Genomic DNA, 19,738 nt, shown 5'->3' on the forward strand with positions numbered 1-19,738 from the left:
AATTTATTCATTTTCAAGGGTTGCATTTATTTCGTTTTCCACAGCTCTTTTTAAAACGTTTTCAGGAAGTGCTTTTTTTGCTTTGGCACCCATTTTTTTTAATTTTTCCACACTAGTAACCAAATTTCCTTTTCCTTCAACTAGTTTATTCATAGCATTACCATATTCTCCTTTAGCTTCATCCATTTTTTTACCAATTTTAATCAAATCGGTAACAAAACCTTCAAATTTATCATACAATGCTCCAGCTTGTCTCGCTATTTCAATGGCATTTTCTTGTTGCTTTTGATTGGTCCACATACTATCTATCGTTCGTAAGGTAGCTAATAGCGTAGAAGGAGTCACAATTACAATGTTTTTTTCAAAAGCTTTGTTGTATAAAGTACTATCTTCATTTAGTGCCAAGGCGAATGCGGGTTCTATTGGAATAAAAAGTAAGACAAAATCTGGACTTTCCATTTGATAAATGTCTTGATAGTTTTTATCACTCAATTGATCTACATGACGTTTTACCGAAGTAACATGTTCTTTTAAAATAATGGCTTTTACTGTATCATCTTCTTCATTGACAAATCGTTCATAAGCAGTCAAAGATACTTTCGAGTCGACAACCATTTTCTTGCCGTCTGGAAGGTTAATTATAACATCAGGCATTACACGACCACCTTCTTCAGTTGCGAAACTTTGTTGGACTTCATATTCACGACCTTTTTCTAATCCTGATTTTTCTAAAACACGTTCTAAAACTAATTCCCCCCAATTTCCTTGCATTTTACTATCCCCTTTCAAAGCTTTAGTAAGGTTAATAGTTTCCTTACTCATCTTATCATTCATTTCACGAAGTCCAAGAATTTGCTGACGTAACGCGGCATGATAATCAATACTTTCTTTATGCGTATCTTCTACTTTCTTTTCAAACAACTGAATTTTCTCTTGCAAAGGATTCAAGATAATCTTCATGTTTTCTTTATTTTGCTCTGTAAATTTGGTTGTTTTTTCTTCTAGTATTTTGTTAGCCAAATTTTCAAACTCTTTGGTAAATTTTTCTTGCAATTCATTAACCTCTTGTTTTTGTTCTTTATTGCGTTCCAATAAATTATCAAAATCGTTTTCTTTTTTGGCTAAATGAATGGCTAAAGCTTCTTTCTCTTTCTGAACGTTTTCTTTTTCGAAAGCAAGTTGTGCAAGATTTTTTTCAAATTGTACTTTATCTTCCTGAAATTGATTTTTTAATTGGTCTATTTGGGCAACCAAACCAGTAACACGTTCTTCTAAACCTGATTTTTCAGCTTGTGATTGTGTTTTAGAAAGTAATTTACCAAGGTAAAAACCAATGGCAAGAGCGATGATAAATGCGGCTAATACTAAAATTATCTGTGACATAAAGAATAATGGATTTCAAATGTAAATTTAAGGAATTAATTCAACTTAAAAATAGGAATTTCTATAATTTGAAAAATGTATTTTTGTAATAAATTAAAAATAATGAATCACCGTCATTTTATGCTCCACAAACCACATGGCTATTTGAGTCAGTTTGTGTATGAATTAAAGCGAAAGAAAAAACTACTAGGAGAATTATATCCTTTTCCAGAAGGCACTATGGCAATTGGTCGTTTGGACGAAGATTCAGAAGGTTTATTGTTGCTTACTACTGATGGAAAAGTAAGCGAACAAGTAAGAAGAAAAACTGTAGAAAAAGAGTATTACGCTCAAGTAGATGGAATTATTACACAAGAAGCTGTGGATCAATTACAAAAAGGAGTAGAGATAGGTGTAAATGGAACCAAGTACTTAACTAGAAATTGTACTTCTAAATTAATTTCTGTTTTACCAGACTACATTGGTCCTGGAAAGAGAATTCGAGATGAACGTCACGGACCTACTTCATGGGTTTCCATTACTGTTACCGAAGGTAAATTTCGTCAAGTTAGAAAAATGACTGCTGCTGTCGGGTTTCCTACATTGCGATTGGTTCGTGTAAGAGTAGGTGAGATGCAATTAGAAGGTTTGAATACAGGAGAAGTTAAAGAAATTGAAAGAATTATTACAAATGAATAAAATAAATTACCACGGATAATGTTTACTTATACAAACACAAATAAAAAAGGCAACAGCATATATGACAACTATTAAAACAAATTTAATTGCTTTTTTACTGTTAATTACTTCAGTAAGTTTTGGTCAAGACACTATTCTTTCACAAGAATTATATGAAGGTAAATTAGGAGATAAAAGTATCTCATTGTATTTAAAAATTGCAGAAGATGGCTGTCCAACAGTTTATGCTACTGGAATGTATAAATACAAACAGAACAAAACTAATAATTGGTTGCTACTTGAAATAGTTTTTTCGGAAACTAAAAATCAGTTCACTATGGTGGAGCATTTTAATACAGGGATTTTGATTCTTACTAGAAAAGAAGAAACATTTCAAGGAATTTGGATATCACCAGATGGTAAAAAACAATTTGAAGTAAATCTAATCAAAGTTAAAATAACTACGAATGAGATTGAAAAATTAGAAGAAAAATTAGATTTAGAGTATTATTATGCTAATGATTGTTAATAATAAGAAAGCTAGTGAAATAAAAAACATACACTATAAAATAAATTCATAAAATCATTGTGTTTTTTTTGTAAAAATGTAGAAAAACTCGTTTAAAATCATTTTTGTATTAAAATTCTGTTAAATGCAGCTAAAATAATGATGTTATTAACAATGTTTGTTATTTTTAAACGAATTAAAAAACTTACATAATGAATAAAAAATTACTACTTATTGCCTTAGCTTTTGGAAATTTATTTTTAGCAAATTCTCAAAATGATTGTGCGTCTGCACTTACTGCATCAGCAGGTATAACTACCGTTGGAACTATTAATGGAACTTTAGTAGATGTTTGTGGAGATACATCTGATTCCGATGCAGCTGAATGGTATGTTTACAGCCCAACTATATCTGGACTTGTAACAATAACTTCTAATTTACCTCAAAATGATGGTATTACAAATAATGATGATACTTGGATAAACTTATATACGGGTACTTGTGGAGCTTTAACATGTGTAGCTTATAATGATGATATAAGTTCTAATTATTTATCATCCCTAACTTTTGTTGTGCAGCCTGGAGAAACCTATTATATAGAATGGACAAATGAGTATTATGATTTAGGTTTTGATTTTGAAATAATTGAAACACCTGTAACCTGTCCTGGAACAGTAACACCTCCTTTTACAGAAGATTTTACTACTACAGGGATTGCTTATGTTTGTTGGGAATCATTAGATGAAGACGGTGATGGTTATAATTGGGAAGAAGCTGATTATGATCTTGATGATGATAATATTCCTGACGGTAACCCTTGTATAAAATCAGCATCTTATGATAATGATTCTAGTAATGCTTTAAATCCTGACAATTGGATTATTTCTTATCCAATAGATTTAACTGCAATTTCAAGTGGTACTGCAATAGAGTTATCATGGTTAGCTAGAGGTATTGATGCTGATTATGCAGATGAAAATTATTCTGTTTATGTAGCTACTTCAAATACTACTACAGATTTACTAGCTTCTCCTACTTCATTTACAGAAATAATAGGTCAAAATGGTGGAGATGGTGTATTTGTACCTAGAACACTAGATATTTCTTCTTTTTATGGACAAACAATTTATGTAGCTTTTAGACATTATAATTCTTATGATGAATACGAACTAAATATTGATGATGTAGCCGTTACTACAGCTTTGAGTGCAACAAGTTTTGCTACAAATGAGTTGACTATTTTTCCAAATCCAGTATTGGATGTTTTAACTGTTTCTTCGGATTCAGCTGTAATAAATACAGTAAAAATAGCTGATATTAATGGTAGAACTGTTAAACAAGTAGCAGGTAATGATACAAATACTAAAATTAACGTGTCAGACTTAAATGCTGGAATTTATATGATTACTATTGAATCTGATAATGGTGCAACGGTTCAGAAATTTGTTAAGCAATAATCGAATAATAATTTTAATAAAAAAAGCAGTATCGAAATTTCGATACTGCTTTTTTTATGCTATTCAAAAAGAGTTACTAATTAAAAATCTCAATAAAGAAATCTTTCATAGCTTGCCAACTTCTTTTGTCTGCTAATTCATTATAGGCAGCTCCTTTACTAGTATCGGTATCTAATTCTTTGTGAGTAAAAGCATGTACAGCATTCGAATAAAAATTCATTTGCCAAACGGCTTTTCCAATTTTCATCTCATCTTGAAAAGCCAATACTTCTTTTTGAGGTACATAAGGATCATCTGCACCATGAAGTACTAAAACTTTTGAAGTAATAACATCTGTTTGACGCATAGGATCTTTTCCTAAACCTCCATGAAAAGAAACTACACCTTTTACTTTCATATTACCTCTAGCGGTTTCAATAGCACCAGTTCCTCCAAAACAATAGCCAATAACTGCAATTTCATCTGGATTGGCACCTTGTTTAACCAATTGGTCAATAGCCAACTGTATTCTTCTTTGGTAATCTTTGTAACTATTTTTAAAATAACCGGATAGTTTTCCCGCTTCGGTAGTATTGTTTGGTTTATTACCTACACCATAAATATCAGCCACAAAAGCATGATAGCCTAAAGCAGCTAATGCTTCTGCTGATTCTTTGGAATGGTCATCAATTCCCATCCAAGCAGGTAATACTATAATTCCAATATTTTTTGGATTTTGTGCTGTTGCTTTAGCAAAGAAACCTTCCAGTTTTTGAGTTCCATCAGTATAAGTAACTGTTTTTAATTGGGCATTCATAGAAAAACTAATAAGAGTAATGAATATTAAAATCTTTTTCATTTTATAAATTTTGTATAAAATTAGTGAAATAGTAATGTACTTTGGTTAAACAATAGGCAAAATAATTTTAATTTTTAAACCACTTTAAATTTACCTATCATTTTATCAAAAATAACCGACTCATTTTGAAACAATTCATTAAAAATGTTTTGTTCAATTAAATTACAAGGTTGGTCTTTTACCAATTTATTTTCGGTTAAAACAATCATTTCGTCACATAATTGAATAGCTAAATCAATATCATGAGTGGAGTATAAGATAGTTTTTCCAGTTTCATGAGTTAGTTTTTGCAATAATTTAATTAAGGATACTTTGTGTACCAAATCTAAATGCGTGGTTGGTTCGTCTAAAATAATGATAGCAGTGTCTTGTGCCAAAGCTCTTGCTATTAAAGTTTTTTGTAATTGGCCATCACTAATTTCATAATGCTTTTTATGCATAAAATCAGTAATTCCAGTTAATGTAATAGCTTCAGTGACTTTGTTTTTATCATCATTTGTTAGTTTTCCTAGCCAATTGGTATAAGGTTGTCTGCCCAAAGCTACTATTTCATAAACCGTTAAGTTACTTGGAGGAAGGCTTTCGGTTAACACAATACTTAACTCTTGTGCCAATTCGCTTTGTTGGTATTCTTGAAGGAGTTTTCCTTGAAGGAATATTTTCCCTTTCACAGGAGGAATGATTCCTGTTATCGTTTTTAACAAAGTAGATTTACCAATACCATTTGCACCCACAAGTGCTATCAGTTTACCCGATTCTAAACTAATATCGCAATTTTCGATAATAGTTCTTTTGCTTTTTTTACTGGTATATCCTATGGAAAGGTTTTCGGTATGGATTACTTTTTTTGTCATTTTAAATGTTCTTAAACACTTTTAGCAAAGCTAGAATATTTAGAAATAGGAACTGATTTAATAGGTCTTTTTTTTTTAATTTACGCAAAAAAAACACCACTGAAAAGCGGTGTTTTAAATCGGGTTGTATGAAATACTTCTTTTGTTCTCTTCTAAACTTTGTAAAAAAGTATGTAATAGAGTTGGTTTATATTATTGTTTGTATGTAATAGGAACATGAATAAGATTTTCATCCATAATATAAGTTTTTGGATTTGTACTTTCCTTTACTTGTTTCCCTTGTAATTGAATTTTTTTTCCTTTTACAATAAATTCTCCATAAGCAAAAGGTTTTCCATTAACTAAATATTCGATTTTGTATTTTCCATCTTGAAAAGACTCTATAAGATCCCATCGAGAAGGTTTAGTAGTGTTGTTAATACTATGAAATTGCGTATTTATATTATCCTTGAATTTCTTACGATATAATAAATCTAATGTGTTTCCTCTGCGTTCAAGTGCTTGCGTTAAATTAGCACTTCCATCTGGATGTTCTTCCGAGTCAGTAAGACCAATTAATTTTCCATCTTTATATAAACGTCCTTGAAGATGGACTTGGTTTTTCTCATTTCCTACAGTTAATAAACGATATAAAGGAAATTCTACTGCAAATGTTGTTGGGTTCCCTTGATCGTCTGGTCTTAAATTTAGCTGCATTGTTTCATCCCAAGGACCTTTCATATTGTATATAGTACCGATTTCATGATTTATATCTGGATTTTGATGGGTATAGATTTCAAAATCTGAAACAAAAAACGGATCATTATCATAGATAGAATAAGCCAATTGATATTTTCCAGGCAATAGTCTTTCAAAAAGACCATACATGTCGAAAGTATTTTTTACCTTTTCTAACCAGCGTCCATTTCTATGTCCCTTTTGTCCTTCAACGGCATGTACAAGTTTTCCTTCTTTAAGTACTTTAAGTTTAAATGCAGACCAATTGTATTGAATATTTCTACCTTCAATGGTCTTACTAGGAAGGTAATACAAAGTAGTTTGTAGTAGACTGATAGTACCATTTTCAGGATCTAAACTAAAATTAGCACCATTATAAGAATCGAAGCTTACTGCTGGATCTTTTAATCTCCCAGTACTGTAATCTGGAGTATAATATTTTTTAAGTTCTTCTGTAGCAGTAAGACTAGCAGCTTTTGCCTTTACAGCTTCTTTATCTGCTCCCATAATATAAATACTAGCAGTTGCTGGATCTTCATTTTTTAAGAAATTAGGAACTGAGGTATCTTTTGTAAAAACAACTTCTTTATAGAGACCATTACCTATTGGATATACAAATCCATAAACAGATTCATCATATTTATAGCCTTCTGTGTAAATACCGTCGTCAGTATTGTCAGCAACTAATTTATAGTTAAACTCACCTTCTAACGGAGAAATGTTAGTAGTACTAGAATTAGGTTTATCTTCTAGAGCATTTTTTATATTCTTTAAAAAACCACCTTTTTTCTTTTTTTCCTTAGTAGCATCAGAATTGGTAGTAACTAACTTACGTTGTACTTTCATATACGTTTCGTCTTGATGTGTTATGGTAATTTCGATGATTTTAGAAGGATCACTTACTCCATATGAATACCAAACTGAACCTTGTGGTAGCGTTTTTTGTGCTTGCATTTGTATTCCGTAAAAGCACAATACTATTACAATTAATTTTTTCATTATCTTATATTTTACGGCAAATGTAGATTTTAAAGAGACGAGGGTTTTCACCCGAAAAGGGTGATTTTTATTAGAGAATGATTTACAGTGATGATTTATAATAACTCCTAGTATTTTGAGTGCATTGCTTTTAAAAGGGCTAATTATGTTTTAAAAAATTACCCACAAATGGCTCTCTGCCCAAAGTTGTCATGCTATAAGCATCTCACTAGTGCTTCACTTGAGGCTTGATAAGTTTGTGGGAAAAACAACGTTGAACTGAGGGAACACAATCAGAATTTGACTCCTCAAAGTCACAGAAGATTCGAATTCCTAACTATGAGGTCTAAGTACTACAACTTTTAGTTGATTTATTACTTTTTGAACTTTAGTTAATCAATTTTTTTGAAAGTTAATAATTCACCATCAGGATTAGAAAGTATTAAACGGTTGTTTTCAATTTTAAAAGAGGTACTGTTTTGTAATGTGTTTAAAAAATCGGGTTCTTTATTAGAAGGTTCACACATCATTTCTGTAGTAACAATTTTTGTAAACCGAAGCAATCCTTTTTCAAAGAACAAAGAACCATTCATACGATTACAACCTGCAAATCCTAAAAATTTATGGGTTGTACTATTGATCTCCATAGTAGGGAATCCGTTACTAAAATCTATTTTTGTTATTTTGGAACCATTCATTTTTTCCAAAACCCAAATATCGTGCAATCTGTAGTCAGTTATATAAAATCCGCACCCTTGTAATTGTATTGATTTTTTATCGCTATTTTTTTTGTAATTTACAGCAACCGAATATAACGATACTTCTCCCGACATACTATTAGTACATTCAGATTGTGTAATTTTAATAGTCATTTCACAAGTCTCTGTTTGTATTTTGTATAGTTTAATATTGGCATCCATAGCACGAATTGGAGCAGTATGAGGAGTTATTATAGAATCTTCAATAGTGGTCAGTTTTACAAGACTATCCGACATTTCCAAACTCCAAAAAGGCTCATTTCCAGTAGCTTTAAAATAGGTATCACGTTTAATTTGATTATCTTTTTTTGTGATTACGTTTGTTTCAGTATTTACAGAATCAGGTAAACGCGTCTTTAATGTGTCTTTATTTTTACTTATTTTATTAGTACAAGATAGTATTAGGATAGCTATAAAAAACAATAGAATTCTTAATGTAACTTTCATTATTGGGTAATTTTTTTAAAACGCATCATAGGAACATCACCAATCATTAAATTGAGTTTACCATCACTATCAATTGTATACGTATTTACTTTCTTTATAGTAGTTAAAAAGAATTTTTCACCTTCACCGCAGAACATCATTGTTGTTGGTCCAGGTTCTCCAAAAGAAATCTCATTACCGTTCAAAATATAGTCAGCAGAATAGCCATTACAACTATTATTACCTTCTACTTTATTAGTAGTTTTATTGAATGTAATTTTTGGTTTTTTATCAGGATAGAGACCATCAAATGCAATTCTAGGTCCAGAAAGATAATCAAGCTCCCATAGCGTATTATAAAGACCGTCATTCGTCATTTTTTTTGTAGAAGAACAAGAACCTATACTCATTGTTAAAATTAATAGTGAAACGATTTTTATTGTTTTCATGATTGCAAATTTAAGCGTTATGTGTTTTTTGTAAGTCTATTTTTAGAGCAACTAAAATAGCCATAATAAATAATAATACCCATAAAAAAGGAAGCATTTAAGTAGAATTTTTCCGATTCCAATTTCTAGAATAGTCAAAATAGAGTATGATTGTTTTTTTATAAATTTGAATTAGTAATCTTATCTACATTACTTACTAGTTTTTTATACAAACTTATTTCTTCAAAACCTGCAACAACACCTCTTTTTCGGCCTTTAAAATTTTAATTTCCTCTTGTAATTGTTTTATAGTAGTGTCTTTTGTATCACTTTCTGAAACACTGCCAGAGTAGGAGCTGGGTAAAGTATTCGCAAGGTCCTGAAAAAAGTTATGTTTAAGAGCATGGCAGAGCGTAAGAAGAACACTCACTGGCAAAGAAGCCTTTTTTTGATAATAGGCAATAGTCGAATCGTCTTTGTTTATTTTTCTTGCCAAAGCACTCTTCGCTATCTTTTTGCTATCGATATAGTCTTTTAGTAACTTTCCTACATGAAGGGTTTCCATAGTGGTCTTTTTTAGTCAATATATTTTTAAATAATAATGCTTCAGTACTTAAATTTGGTCAATACACTATTTTATTTAGTCTTTGTACTATTTAGTTTAGCGAATGCGCTATTTTATTTAGTCTTTGTATTATTTAGTTTAGCAAATACACTATTTTATTTAGTCTTTGTATTATTTAGTTTAGCGAATATGCTATTTTATTTAGTCTTTGTATTATTTAGTTTAGCCAATATGCTATTTTATTTAGTATTTGTACTATTTTATTTAGTATTTGCACTATTTAATTTAGTATTTGTGCTATTTAGTTTGGTAATTGTATAGGATATAGGCATAAAAAAACTGTTAACCCTAAAAGTTAACAGCTCCATGAAATGTTTTTACTGTAAGTCAGCAGCTGGTATTCTCCCCGAATTTCCGTTAGAATCAAAACGCACTTTCAACTTGTCGTAGCTCGATTTTGCATTGGCAACTCCAGCATCCGAAGCATCCTGATAATTCTTGTACGCTTTGTTTGCCATACCATACGCTTCATGACCCGCAATGCGTTTTGCATCTTTTACACGTTGTAGTAAATTGTTCACTTTCGATTCGATTTCGTCTAATTGTTTGAAAACAGTCAGGTCATTCTCTAGGAAATCCAAATTAACATAAGGAGCCAAAATCCCAGCTCCAGTAGAGCGAGCCTCCGTAAGCACATTTTCTGCATACACCTTGTTGTTCACATTGATAGCCATATAGCTAGCACGCTGGGTATCAGTAAGCGTAGTGTTTTCAGGCATTAGTGCTACAATAGCATCGATGTTTTGTTTAATAGTGGCTACATCTGCAGGTGTAAGCACTAGATTAATTCTGTTTTCAGACAGGTTTGACATAAATTTATAGTTTTAAGATTTATGCGGCAATTTTACTATTATTTTTTTTATTTGAAATATGTATTTGAGTCCATTTTAACATTTTTTTTAGTTTATTGTATAGTGAATATTGTTTTTTGGTATACGAAGCACAAAAATTGTCCTTCGGTAGCAATCTGGTCCCGCTATCCACTGTATCTTTTCTTTTTTTGAGAAAAAAGAAAAGGATGCCGTTCCTATCGGGGCTATGATTGGGGTTTTGTAGTGGTAGACAGTGTTTTGGGAAAGTAGGAGAGAGTATTTATAAAACAAATAAAGAATGGTGATGGTTTTTTTTGTGGGGTGACAAGTTTGGGTGAGGTTGTTTGTTGTATTTTGAAAAGGGGGATTCACAAAAAAAAGCTCTCCACAAAAGGGATCACCACAAAGTTGTCATGCTGGAAGTAGCTTATTATTGGTTTGCACAATTGTATTAATTTTTGCTCATGACTTTTCTTATAGCTTGTTGGTAAGAGCGATGTTTGAATTGGCAGGAATTAGTACTTTATTTTACAAATAATTTGTCAAAAAAAGGATTGTGTCTATTTTTAGAAAACTCTAACAATTTTCTAAATGTCATAACTTCTATATGTAGATTTGTTTCTGCTTCAATTTTAAAAAATGTGCCAAATGGTGTCATTTTCCAACCTTTGTTTTTATTGTATTTAGCCAATGGCTCTGGAATAAAATCTAAAATTACAAAACCAAATTTTGGAGTTGTTTCTTTAATAATTACTTGATTTCCTTTATAATTTTTTTTAATTGGTGTATATAAAAATTCATCAAAATATGGTTCGATAAGTTCTGAAAATTCCCAGCGATAATCAGTTAATCTTTTTTGATGTGCTGTATCACCAGGTCTTTTAAATTCAAATATTACCATAGAATTGACTTCACCACTACTTTTATCACCAAAACTAATTGGATTGTCAAACATTTGTGGACTTTCAACCATTATTAAGTCTAACTCTTTTCTACTTTTAACCTGTGAGTAAGAAGTTATTGATTTATCTGAGGCAATAAATTTATAAGTTATAAATCGTTCATCTAATAACCATAAATTATGATTTTCATAGTCTAAATCATTGTTAGTTAGTCCTAATGGGAAAATTAAATTATGAACATCTTCCTCAAGTTTATAATCTCCATTTTCATCTGCATCAAGAAATTTGTCAAATAAGTCAATAATAGCTTTTCTTCTTGTCATATAATCTGCAAGACTGTCAACATCATAAGCTGTTTTTTCTTTTATATCTTCAATAATTTGATTGATTGCATCTTCACTTACTGTTTTATTTTTAATAAATTTTTCAATGCTTTGTTCAACGTTTTTCCTTGCATTAAATGAAACTTTATATAAATGTTCTTCTAATTTATCTTCTGTTAAGTTTGGAGGAATTGATTTTAGAATACTTGGGTTTCTTAAAAAACTATTATATCTTGGTGCTTTTTCCGTAATATAAGTAACGACTTCATTTAAACTTTTTTCTTTTGCTTCTTTTACAAAAGTTTCATATTCTTTTTCTATTATTTCTGAAACTTTCTCTTCAATGTCTTGAATAGTAATTGTCTCAGATGAATTGAATAAAAGATTTTCTCTTTCTTTTTGAATGTTAAATCCATTTCTAGTTTTGAAAACTTTTGTGTTTAAAAAATCTGAAACTAAATAAATATCAAAAAAGTAATTATTTCCATTTAATAAAACTGGATATGAAAAAATACTATTTATATTTTTAAGATTTTTACCATTACCAACTGTTCTTGAATTTGCACAATAATATAAATAATTGTTCTTTCTATTCCCTTCTTTTAATGTTTTAGTAATGTATATTTTAAAATTTTCACCATAGATTTTAAACTCACGCTCTTTGTCTTTAGAAACTTTTTCAAATAATTGATTTATAACTTCACCTCTATCATATTCTTTATCAATTATTTCAATTATTGGTAAAGCATTATTTAAATAGTAAATTAAGCAGTGTTGCATTATTAATTCAGATATTTGATCTATAGAAAGTGCAGATTTTTCTTTAACTATTGAATTATTACAATTCTTAATTTCAATAATTGTTTTTGGCTCTTTCATATTACTTTCTTCAAAAGAAATAGTCTCTATTTCTTTTTCAGTTGTAAATCTAAAAACTCGATTATACCATTTGTCGTTTTCACTGAAATTACTATTAACTAAATATTCTTCATAAGCTGCTAAAACTGTAAATCTTCCGACTCCCTTGCAACCAAAATTTTTATTAACTTGTGAGAACGGAGTTTCGAATGATTTGTAATTATTTTGATTAAAACCAATTCCATTATCTATTATTTTAATAGTTGATATAGTTTTTTGGTTTTCAAAACTAGGGTTATTTGGATAATCACCTCTTTCAATTTGTATTTGAATTTTTCTTTCTCCAAAAGGAATATTTGATTGTTGTAGGCTTATAATTGAATTTATGATACATTCTAATAATGGAAGCAATACATCATCAGAAGTTAAATCAACTTGTTCTACAATATTTTTAACTGGTACAATCATTTTTTTAATATAGTTTATATAGCATTCTAACAAACGTTTAAGTTCCTATAGCTATTTGCTACTTACGAAGACGAGTATTTTCAGCTAAACGAAAATACGAATTAAAACGGTAATTATAACAAATTCACAAATTGCAAAAGAAATGTTTTATTAGTATTTTTACTTTTCTACCTGTAAAATTTTAAAATCAATTTCTAGATTTCTCATATTCTTTGATAATTCATTTAAAGAAAATTTTGCAATATTAGAATCAAATTTCTCTATATCATTTTCTAAACTACGAACAGATGTTGAAGTATCTAATACTGCTAGAACAAAAACAATTTTTCGATTTTGTATGAAAGTAATGAAGTCAGTTTTTTTTACTTTTAATAAGTGTTTTTTTGCGTCTATTGAATATTGACTTTTACCATTATTTTTTGTGACAGTATCATATAATTTTTCTAAAAATTTATAACTATTTTTTGAATCTTCAATTACTTTTCTTCCTGCAATTAGTATTTGACTACATAAATCTCTCATTGAATTGTCAAATCCTTTTTTAACGTGGTAGAAATATATATTATTAGCATCCCATCTCATTATATCACAAACTTCAATGTTTTCAGGTGTGAATTTGTCGAATACTAGAGAGTCAGGTTTTGTGAAATATGAAGAATTATAATCATTTTCACTGCCAGTAATCCATTTGTCCATTTGTGGACCATTATATTTATTTGAATTTATGAAATGGTCTGCTTGTTCATTTATTTTATCGATGAAAGTCTTACGTATTTCGAACCAATCTCTTTCAATTAAAAAGTAGCTCTTATTAGCATGTGAAACTTCAGTGCAAAAATGATTTTTTAAATTATCACTTGTTAAAACATTTCCATTTTCATCAAATGTTTCAATAGTTGCAGTTGTTATACATGTTTGGAATTTTAAGTCAGAAAGATTGCTATCTATATTTTTAATTTCATCTAAGACAGTCTGAATATTTCTAATTGCATAATCAAATTTTATTTCTTGTTTTCTTCTATTAATAGTTAATGTTAGAACAGTTGAATTTGCATAATAATATTTTTCAAAATCTTTATTTGCAATTTCAACACTAAAAAAATTGTTAGAATTAAGGTAATTATCAAAGATTCTATTTTGCACTCCTTCCCATAAATCATTTAATAAAACAACATTTGATTTACTTATCTTTTCTATGCTATTGATTTCAACTATAGGAGCTTTTTTAATTAGCTTTTCACATTTATCAATTAAAGTAAGTAGCTCTATAAATGAAATTGACTTTTTAAGTGAAAATGAATTTTTGGCTATGCATAAACTACCTAACTTTAAATCATTTTTAGCAAATCCAAAAAAATTGATTAATTGGTCTTTACTAATTGATGCATTTAATTCGTTATATATATTTCCAAAACTTTCATTTTCAAATAAATTATAATCATTTCTAAAAAATTTTATTGCTCCTTGAACTCCACCAGTAAGATTTCTTTCTTTTGAAGATCTTAATGCTTTATCGTCAAATTTAATTATACGAGAAAGAATTTCGAGTCCAAAATCATTTGTTGCGATTTCTTGGATTGTAACATGAGCATAACCACCAGTTGAAGCAAAATATTTTTTAGTTGAAAGGTTAAACAAAATAATCACATAACTTTCTGATGTTGAATCAATATTTTTGATAATTTCTTCATTTTGCTCTACAATTGTACTTATAAACCCTTTCCATTTTATTGGGTTACGAGTCTTTTTATAATATACTTGTATTTCATATTTTGAACTTAGATTTGGTAGAACAGACTGTTCTTTAAATCCTTTGTTTTTAAGCAAATTTTTAAGAAATTTAAAATTAATTTCTTCTTCTATAACTTTCGACTTCTTGAGGACTTTAACTGATTCTTTTAGCAAATAGAAGTTGTTTTGAATTTTATCTGACATTTTGAAATTGATTATGTTGTTGATTCTGAGTTGAAATAACAGCTACTTTTTTATAAGTTTACTAAAGCCACATAAAGTTTTACTTTTGTGGGTATATATATGTTTTTTATTTTCTATATCTCACAAAACTAAATAATTACCTACAACCCCTCACAGGTATTTCTACCTGTTTTTGATTCCTTTTTGTAAAGATATAAAGAACCTTTTTTTGTTTTTTACGGGAAACCATAACTAAGAAACGTTTTTTTGTTTTTTGTACAAAAGGTTCTCGTTACAAGGTAGTTAAAATCGTTGTTCGCATTTTATAATCACCATTATAACTGCCAAAGTGCTAGTTAGAAGCATGTTCTTTACACAAACCACGTCACTTCGAGTCTTTTCAATGGAATGTAATGGAATTGAAAAAGTATCGAGAAGGTTTTGTTTTCAATAGACGAGTTCTCGATACACTGTTTGTAAAATTGCTGTAGCATTTTATAAACAGCACTCGAACTGACGGTGAGGAGGTGGTTTGGTTTTCTTTACACCATTCACGTCAGCGTATGGATAAGTAAAAACAATCTGCGTTACTCCTTTAGATTTGTTTTAATAAATTTTGGTGAATTTAGAAAAGCATTCAAAATGTTCTTTTCTGTTCCAACTTTTGATGTCGATTATTTTTATTTATTTTTCGCTTTTAGCTCTGGCTTTTATTCTGTCTTTTTTATAATGACGTTTTGATAACTATACGGTATCTCTATTTTTTCTGCATCAAATCGTTCTTTAATGGATCGCAATAAATCGCAATACATAATAAATCCATTCGAGGAAGTATCAGAATAAGCCCAAGCTTTTAATGTTACTGAAGAGTTGTTTAGTGCCACCACTCTAGAAACAACTTCAGGTAAATTGTTTTGTATGTCTTCTGCTGTTCTATTATCTATATGAAGAGGGTGTTTTATTATTTCCTCTTCCATTATTTTGAGGGCTTTACCTAAATCGGAATCATAACTAACTCCAATTTCTATCATTTTACAGATTTTAGTTTCGATTAGATTTGCATTCACAATTACTTGTGTGCTTATTACTGAGTTGGGCACAATAACACGATTGTTTTCAAAGTCTCTAAGTACTACTTGTCGTAGGTTAATTTCTTCTACAATTCCAGTGTAGGTTTGATTGAACGTTATTTTGTCATTAATTTTAAAGGGTTTGAACATTACAATTAAAAATCCACTCATAATATTGCTTAGGGCTTGTTGCGAAGCTAACCCTGCAACAAGTGATAAAATACCTGCACCTGCCAATAAAGAATGACCTATAATTTTCATTTCAGGTATTTGTACCAATGAAAAGGAAATACCAATTAAATAAATAATGGCTGTAAAGACTTTCTTGGCAAAAACATAGCTAGTTGGGTCGATATGCTTAGTTAGAACAAGTTTTTTTATGTATTTTTCAGACAAGTGCTTGAAAGAAAAGGCGATAACAATTGTTATAACCATTATAATGCCTACAATGAGTACCGTTCTAAAATCTGTAAAAATTGTTTTTATCATAATTTTTGTTCCAGCTTTTTTAAGATTTCTAATTGTGCTGCCTGACTTTCAAATAAAGATTGTATTTGTTCTTCAATGATTAAGTCAATTTTTTGGTTTAAAGCATTTATTTCCAATTCAGCTTTTAGATTGATGAGATAATCATTCTCACCGCGTTTTCTGTCTTTTTCTTCTTGCCTATTTTGACTCATCATGATAACAGGTGCCTGCAATGCTGCAATACAAGAAAGAATAAGATTCATTAAGATGAAAGGATAAGGATCAAAGTTGTCCTTTATAGGTGTCAAAGTATTAAAAAGTATCCAAAAAACCAGTATTATAAAGAAGGAGATAATGAAGGCCCAACTGCCTCCAAATTTAGCTACCTTATCAGATATACTTTGCCCTCTGGTAAGTAGTTCCTTTGGTGGGTTTAAAAGATTATTTGTTATCAAATTTTCATCTTCTATTGCTTTTTTAACTATTTCTTGAAGCTTCTTGATCTGAGCAGTTTTAGCATTCATTAAATTGTCTAAATCCTTGTCCATATATTGTTTTTTTTGTTAGAATGTCCAGCTTTTAAATACACCAAAACTTACTTGTAAATGTGGCAAAATTACACTAAGTTATTCGTTATTGGGTAGATAGATGTGTTTTTTTAAATTTTAAATATCTCACAAATCTAATCAATTACCTATAAATCATACAAGTATTTCTATCTGTTTTTATTGCTGTTTGGTAAAGATAAAAACAAATTTAAATGTTTTTTATTTTTTGCGAATCTAAAGAAAATGTGACAGTTACCATCACAACCTTCTCTTCCAAAAAACACGCTCTTTCCACCTCGTTTCCGCTTGGTAAAAAATACTTTTGTGTTTTAAGTAGTGATGCCAAATCTGCTCCATTTGTTGGGTGTAGTTTTTTTGTAGTGCTTCAGTAAAACCATAATGTAGGAGCAAGACTCCTAAAGCTAGCAAGAGTATTTTGCTCGTGTCTGCAATTAGATTAATCTTTATTATTTATTTTGCAGAATTTTTGCTATTGTTTGTTGGTACGAGCGTTATGTTTGCGCTAGCAGGAGCTATCCACAAAATGGTTCTTTGCACAAAGTTGTCATACTGTAAGCATCGCATTAGTGGCTCACATAAAACTTGGTTTAGCAGGGAATGTATAAACTAGAAACTCAAAACAGCAAAACCAAGCAAATGCGACCCTTACAGAGTGACAAGTTTGTGTGAGAGTGTGGTGTGTAAGGTTGTTTATTACGCTATAAAAAGTATCCACAAAATAGGCTCCCCACAATGTTGTCATGTTGTAAGCATCGCATTAGTGGCTCACATAAAACTTTCGCTCCTCAAAGTCTCCTAACTTTGAGGTCTAAAAACTACAACTTTTAGTTGATTTACTATTTTAAAAGGGTAGTCACTTATCAAGCGTTGAGAAAATGTTGTGGGTAGTATTTTATGTTTTTTCCTTTTTAATTTTTCTTGTAGCTCAAGATTTACCTTTCCATATATGTATTTGTCAATCCATATTTTAGCTTCCAATTTTAATACAGATTCAATATTATTCAAGTTTGCACCTTCATAATAATAATTCGCTCCAATATTTTCTAATTCCCACCATCCGTGATAAAGCAGATAAAAGTCCATAACTCGTTTGTCATAGTCATTATTAAGGCAAACTTGACTTAATAATTTTAGATTTTTACGTATGGACTGATTTCATATTTTTCAATTGGTTCTGAAAAAGAGGCAAGCATCAGCACATTGTCAGTTTCCTTTCCTTCTCTAATTAATTCGACTGCTCAATCAATAGCCAAGTTATAATCAAAAGGCTCTAAAGCTTTGTGACTCTGAATAAGTCTTACTATATCATTTTTTTTAGTTATTTTAACTTGTCTCGTATAATAATAGTTGCGGATTAAAGCGGGCTATTTTTCGTTTAAGTAATTAAACCGCTATTATTTTTATGCAATGTTGTAAAAACGTTAATTTTCATTATTTACTACTAAGCCACTAAACGTATCGTTACCAGTTAAAAGTGTCGATGTTGCTACTTGATAATCGACATTGCTTGTTGACAAATTTACTTTAACAAAATTAGGATCAGTATTGTTTCTAAAGCTTATGTACTCATTATTTTGTGAGTTATAAATAGCACCAACAGTAGTACCATTAGAAATAAAATCTGCTATATAATTCAATTCGCCAGTTTGTGTGTTCAATGTAGCTAATTTACCTACATTCTCATGGTATATGTAGACTACTCCGTTTGGATCAATAGTTAACCCACTAAACGTATCGTTACCAGTTAAAAGTGTCGATGTTGCTACTTGATAATCGACATTGCCTGTTGACAAATTTACTTTAACAAAATTAGGATCAGTATTGTTTCTAAAGCTTATGTACTCATTATTTTGTGAGCTATAAATAGCACTAACAGTAGTACCATTAGAAATAAAATCTGCTATATAATTCAATTCGCCAGTTTGTGTGTTCAATGTAGCCAATTTACCGACATTCTCATGGTATATGTAGACTACTCCGTTTGGGTCAATAGTTAACCCACTAAACGTATCGTTACCAGTTAAAAGTGTCGATGTTGCTACTTGATAATCGACATTGCCTGTTGACAAATTTACTTTAACAAAATTAGGATCAGTATTGTTTCTAAAGCTTATGTACTCATTATTTTGTGAGTTATAAATAGCACCAACAGTAGTACCATTAAAAATAAAATCTGCTATATAATTCAATTCGCCAGTTTGTGTGTTCAATGTAGCCAATTTACCTACATTCTCATGGTATATGTAAGTTGTAGAAAAATCATTATCTTCTATTGTAATATTCCCTATTATACTTGTTTCATTATTGAATGTTAAAGTAATATTTCCACTTACTGCATTTTGTGGGACTTCCACCTTTAAATTATTTGTATTTATTTCGGTGATATTTCCGATTACATTTTCAGAAAACGTAACTATGTAATTTTCATTAACTAAAAATCCGTTACCGTTAATTGTTAATATGCTCCCTTTTTCAATTGATTGAGTTGAAAGAGTAATATTCGTTGGTAATTTCGTATTATTTTGTTCAGTTGGAGAGCCGTCTTCAGAACAAGAAATAACTAAACTAAATAAAAGTAATAGTCCTAAAATTTTTCTCATTTTTTTGTTTTTAATATTTTACAACTTGTATATATGTGTCATAAAGGTGCACATATTTCACCATATTTGGATGTATATCTACAATTTTTTTATTGCATTTTTATGCAAATCTAAATAATTACCTA

17 protein-coding genes are annotated in these 19,738 nt (G+C 29.8%); 3 read left to right on the forward strand and 14 right to left on the reverse strand.

Features of this window, described 5'->3' with window-relative positions; genetic code table 11:
* Positions 1-3: 3 nt before the first annotated feature.
* Positions 4-1,383 (reverse strand): DNA recombination protein RmuC, encoded by a 1,380-nt coding sequence (gene rmuC, locus FIA58_RS18695; protein ID WP_140964225.1) that lies wholly within the window; start codon positions 1,381-1,383, stop codon positions 4-6.
* 102 nt (positions 1,384-1,485) lie between these two features.
* Between rmuC and FIA58_RS18700 the strand changes: the two genes are divergently transcribed.
* The 3 genes from FIA58_RS18700 to FIA58_RS18710 all read left to right on the forward strand — a co-directional run bounded on the left by FIA58_RS18700 (position 1,486) and on the right by FIA58_RS18710 (position 4,005).
* Entirely contained in the window at positions 1,486-2,061 is a 576-nt protein-coding gene (locus tag FIA58_RS18700) for a pseudouridine synthase (protein ID WP_140964226.1), read from the forward strand.
* Between the two features lie 61 nt (positions 2,062-2,122).
* A complete protein-coding gene (locus FIA58_RS18705) occupies positions 2,123-2,569 on the forward strand; it encodes a hypothetical protein (RefSeq protein ID WP_140964227.1) in 447 nt (148 codons plus the stop codon).
* 191 nt (positions 2,570-2,760) lie between these two features.
* The gene (locus FIA58_RS18710) at positions 2,761-4,005 is read left to right on the forward strand and encodes a T9SS-dependent choice-of-anchor J family protein (RefSeq protein ID WP_140964228.1); all 1,245 of its coding nucleotides are present in this window, start codon (positions 2,761-2,763) and stop codon (positions 4,003-4,005) included.
* A gap of 76 nt (positions 4,006-4,081) precedes the next feature.
* Here the strand turns inward: FIA58_RS18710 and FIA58_RS18715 are convergent, their stop codons facing one another.
* From FIA58_RS18715 to FIA58_RS18775, 13 genes are all read right to left on the reverse strand, one after another.
* Entirely contained in the window at positions 4,082-4,843 is a 762-nt protein-coding gene (locus FIA58_RS18715) for a dienelactone hydrolase family protein (protein WP_140964229.1), read from the reverse strand.
* Positions 4,844-4,917: 74 nt separating this feature from the next.
* Positions 4,918-5,697 (reverse strand): ABC transporter ATP-binding protein, encoded by a 780-nt coding sequence (locus FIA58_RS18720; protein ID WP_140964230.1) that lies wholly within the window; start codon positions 5,695-5,697, stop codon positions 4,918-4,920.
* A 192-nt stretch (positions 5,698-5,889) separates the two neighbouring features.
* Positions 5,890-7,413 (reverse strand): hypothetical protein, encoded by a 1,524-nt coding sequence (locus tag FIA58_RS18725; RefSeq protein WP_140964231.1) that lies wholly within the window; start codon positions 7,411-7,413, stop codon positions 5,890-5,892.
* 371 nt (positions 7,414-7,784) lie between these two features.
* On the reverse strand, positions 7,785-8,597 hold the full coding sequence (locus FIA58_RS18730) for an META domain-containing protein (protein ID WP_140964232.1): 813 nt from the start codon (positions 8,595-8,597) through the stop codon (positions 7,785-7,787).
* Positions 8,597-9,025 carry an META domain-containing protein gene (locus FIA58_RS18735; RefSeq protein WP_140964233.1) on the reverse strand — a complete coding sequence of 143 codons (429 nt, stop codon included), beginning with the start codon at positions 9,023-9,025 and terminating at the stop codon, positions 8,597-8,599. The genes FIA58_RS18730 and FIA58_RS18735 overlap by 1 nt, the downstream gene beginning before the upstream one ends.
* Before the next feature lie 214 nt (positions 9,026-9,239).
* Positions 9,240-9,569 carry a hypothetical protein gene (locus FIA58_RS18740; protein WP_140964234.1) on the reverse strand — a complete coding sequence of 110 codons (330 nt, stop codon included), beginning with the start codon at positions 9,567-9,569 and terminating at the stop codon, positions 9,240-9,242.
* A gap of 377 nt (positions 9,570-9,946) precedes the next feature.
* On the reverse strand, positions 9,947-10,441 hold the full coding sequence (locus tag FIA58_RS18745) for a hypothetical protein (protein ID WP_140964235.1): 495 nt from the start codon (positions 10,439-10,441) through the stop codon (positions 9,947-9,949).
* A 523-nt stretch (positions 10,442-10,964) separates the two neighbouring features.
* Positions 10,965-12,992 (reverse strand): hypothetical protein, encoded by a 2,028-nt coding sequence (locus FIA58_RS18750; protein ID WP_140964236.1) that lies wholly within the window; start codon positions 12,990-12,992, stop codon positions 10,965-10,967.
* Positions 12,993-13,151: 159 nt separating this feature from the next.
* Positions 13,152-14,927: a DUF6119 family protein gene (locus FIA58_RS18755; protein ID WP_140964237.1), complete on the reverse strand. Its 1,776-nt coding sequence runs from the start codon at positions 14,925-14,927 to the stop codon at positions 13,152-13,154.
* Positions 14,928-15,616: 689 nt separating this feature from the next.
* Entirely contained in the window at positions 15,617-16,465 is an 849-nt protein-coding gene (locus FIA58_RS18760; protein ID WP_140964238.1) for a mechanosensitive ion channel family protein, read from the reverse strand.
* On the reverse strand, positions 16,462-16,992 hold the full coding sequence (locus tag FIA58_RS18765) for a DUF1003 domain-containing protein (RefSeq protein ID WP_140964239.1): 531 nt from the start codon (positions 16,990-16,992) through the stop codon (positions 16,462-16,464). The genes FIA58_RS18760 and FIA58_RS18765 overlap by 4 nt, the downstream gene beginning before the upstream one ends.
* Positions 16,993-17,808: 816 nt before the next feature.
* On the reverse strand, positions 17,809-18,096 hold the full coding sequence (locus tag FIA58_RS18770) for a hypothetical protein (RefSeq protein ID WP_140964240.1): 288 nt from the start codon (positions 18,094-18,096) through the stop codon (positions 17,809-17,811).
* A 338-nt stretch (positions 18,097-18,434) separates the two neighbouring features.
* Positions 18,435-19,613, reverse strand: coding sequence for an IPT/TIG domain-containing protein (locus FIA58_RS18775; RefSeq protein ID WP_140964241.1), 1,179 nt, complete (start codon positions 19,611-19,613; stop codon positions 18,435-18,437).
* Positions 19,614-19,738: the final 125 nt, after the last annotated feature.

It is taken from the genome of Flavobacterium jejuense (genome assembly GCF_006491595.2).
Classification (GTDB): Bacteria; Bacteroidota; Bacteroidia; order Flavobacteriales; family Flavobacteriaceae; genus Flavobacterium; species Flavobacterium jejuense.

Excerpts from the sequence above, each read along its gene's own strand:
- FIA58_RS18755 (WP_140964237.1), bottom strand. The coding sequence starts at position 14,927 with ATGTCAGATAAAATTCAAAACAACTTCTATTTGCTAAAAGAATCAGTT.
- FIA58_RS18745 (WP_140964235.1), bottom strand. The coding sequence starts at position 10,441 with ATGTCAAACCTGTCTGAAAACAGAATTAATCTAGTGCTTACACCTGCA.
- FIA58_RS18760 (WP_140964238.1), bottom strand. The coding sequence starts at position 16,465 with ATGATAAAAACAATTTTTACAGATTTTAGAACGGTACTCATTGTAGGC.
- FIA58_RS18715 (WP_140964229.1), bottom strand. The coding sequence starts at position 4,843 with ATGAAAAAGATTTTAATATTCATTACTCTTATTAGTTTTTCTATGAAT.
- FIA58_RS18750 (WP_140964236.1), bottom strand. The coding sequence starts at position 12,992 with ATGATTGTACCAGTTAAAAATATTGTAGAACAAGTTGATTTAACTTCT.
- FIA58_RS18725 (WP_140964231.1), bottom strand. The coding sequence starts at position 7,413 with ATGAAAAAATTAATTGTAATAGTATTGTGCTTTTACGGAATACAAATG.
- FIA58_RS18700 (WP_140964226.1), top strand. The coding sequence starts at position 1,486 with ATGAATCACCGTCATTTTATGCTCCACAAACCACATGGCTATTTGAGT.
- FIA58_RS18730 (WP_140964232.1), bottom strand. The coding sequence starts at position 8,597 with ATGAAAGTTACATTAAGAATTCTATTGTTTTTTATAGCTATCCTAATA.
- FIA58_RS18775 (WP_140964241.1), bottom strand. The coding sequence starts at position 19,613 with ATGAGAAAAATTTTAGGACTATTACTTTTATTTAGTTTAGTTATTTCT.
- rmuC (WP_140964225.1), bottom strand. The coding sequence starts at position 1,383 with ATGTCACAGATAATTTTAGTATTAGCCGCATTTATCATCGCTCTTGCC.
- FIA58_RS18740 (WP_140964234.1), bottom strand. The coding sequence starts at position 9,569 with ATGGAAACCCTTCATGTAGGAAAGTTACTAAAAGACTATATCGATAGC.
- FIA58_RS18705 (WP_140964227.1), top strand. The coding sequence starts at position 2,123 with ATGACAACTATTAAAACAAATTTAATTGCTTTTTTACTGTTAATTACT.
- FIA58_RS18710 (WP_140964228.1), top strand. The coding sequence starts at position 2,761 with ATGAATAAAAAATTACTACTTATTGCCTTAGCTTTTGGAAATTTATTT.
- FIA58_RS18765 (WP_140964239.1), bottom strand. The coding sequence starts at position 16,992 with ATGGACAAGGATTTAGACAATTTAATGAATGCTAAAACTGCTCAGATC.
- FIA58_RS18720 (WP_140964230.1), bottom strand. The coding sequence starts at position 5,697 with ATGACAAAAAAAGTAATCCATACCGAAAACCTTTCCATAGGATATACC.
- FIA58_RS18735 (WP_140964233.1), bottom strand. The coding sequence starts at position 9,025 with ATGAAAACAATAAAAATCGTTTCACTATTAATTTTAACAATGAGTATA.
- FIA58_RS18770 (WP_140964240.1), bottom strand. The coding sequence starts at position 18,096 with ATGGACTTTTATCTGCTTTATCACGGATGGTGGGAATTAGAAAATATT.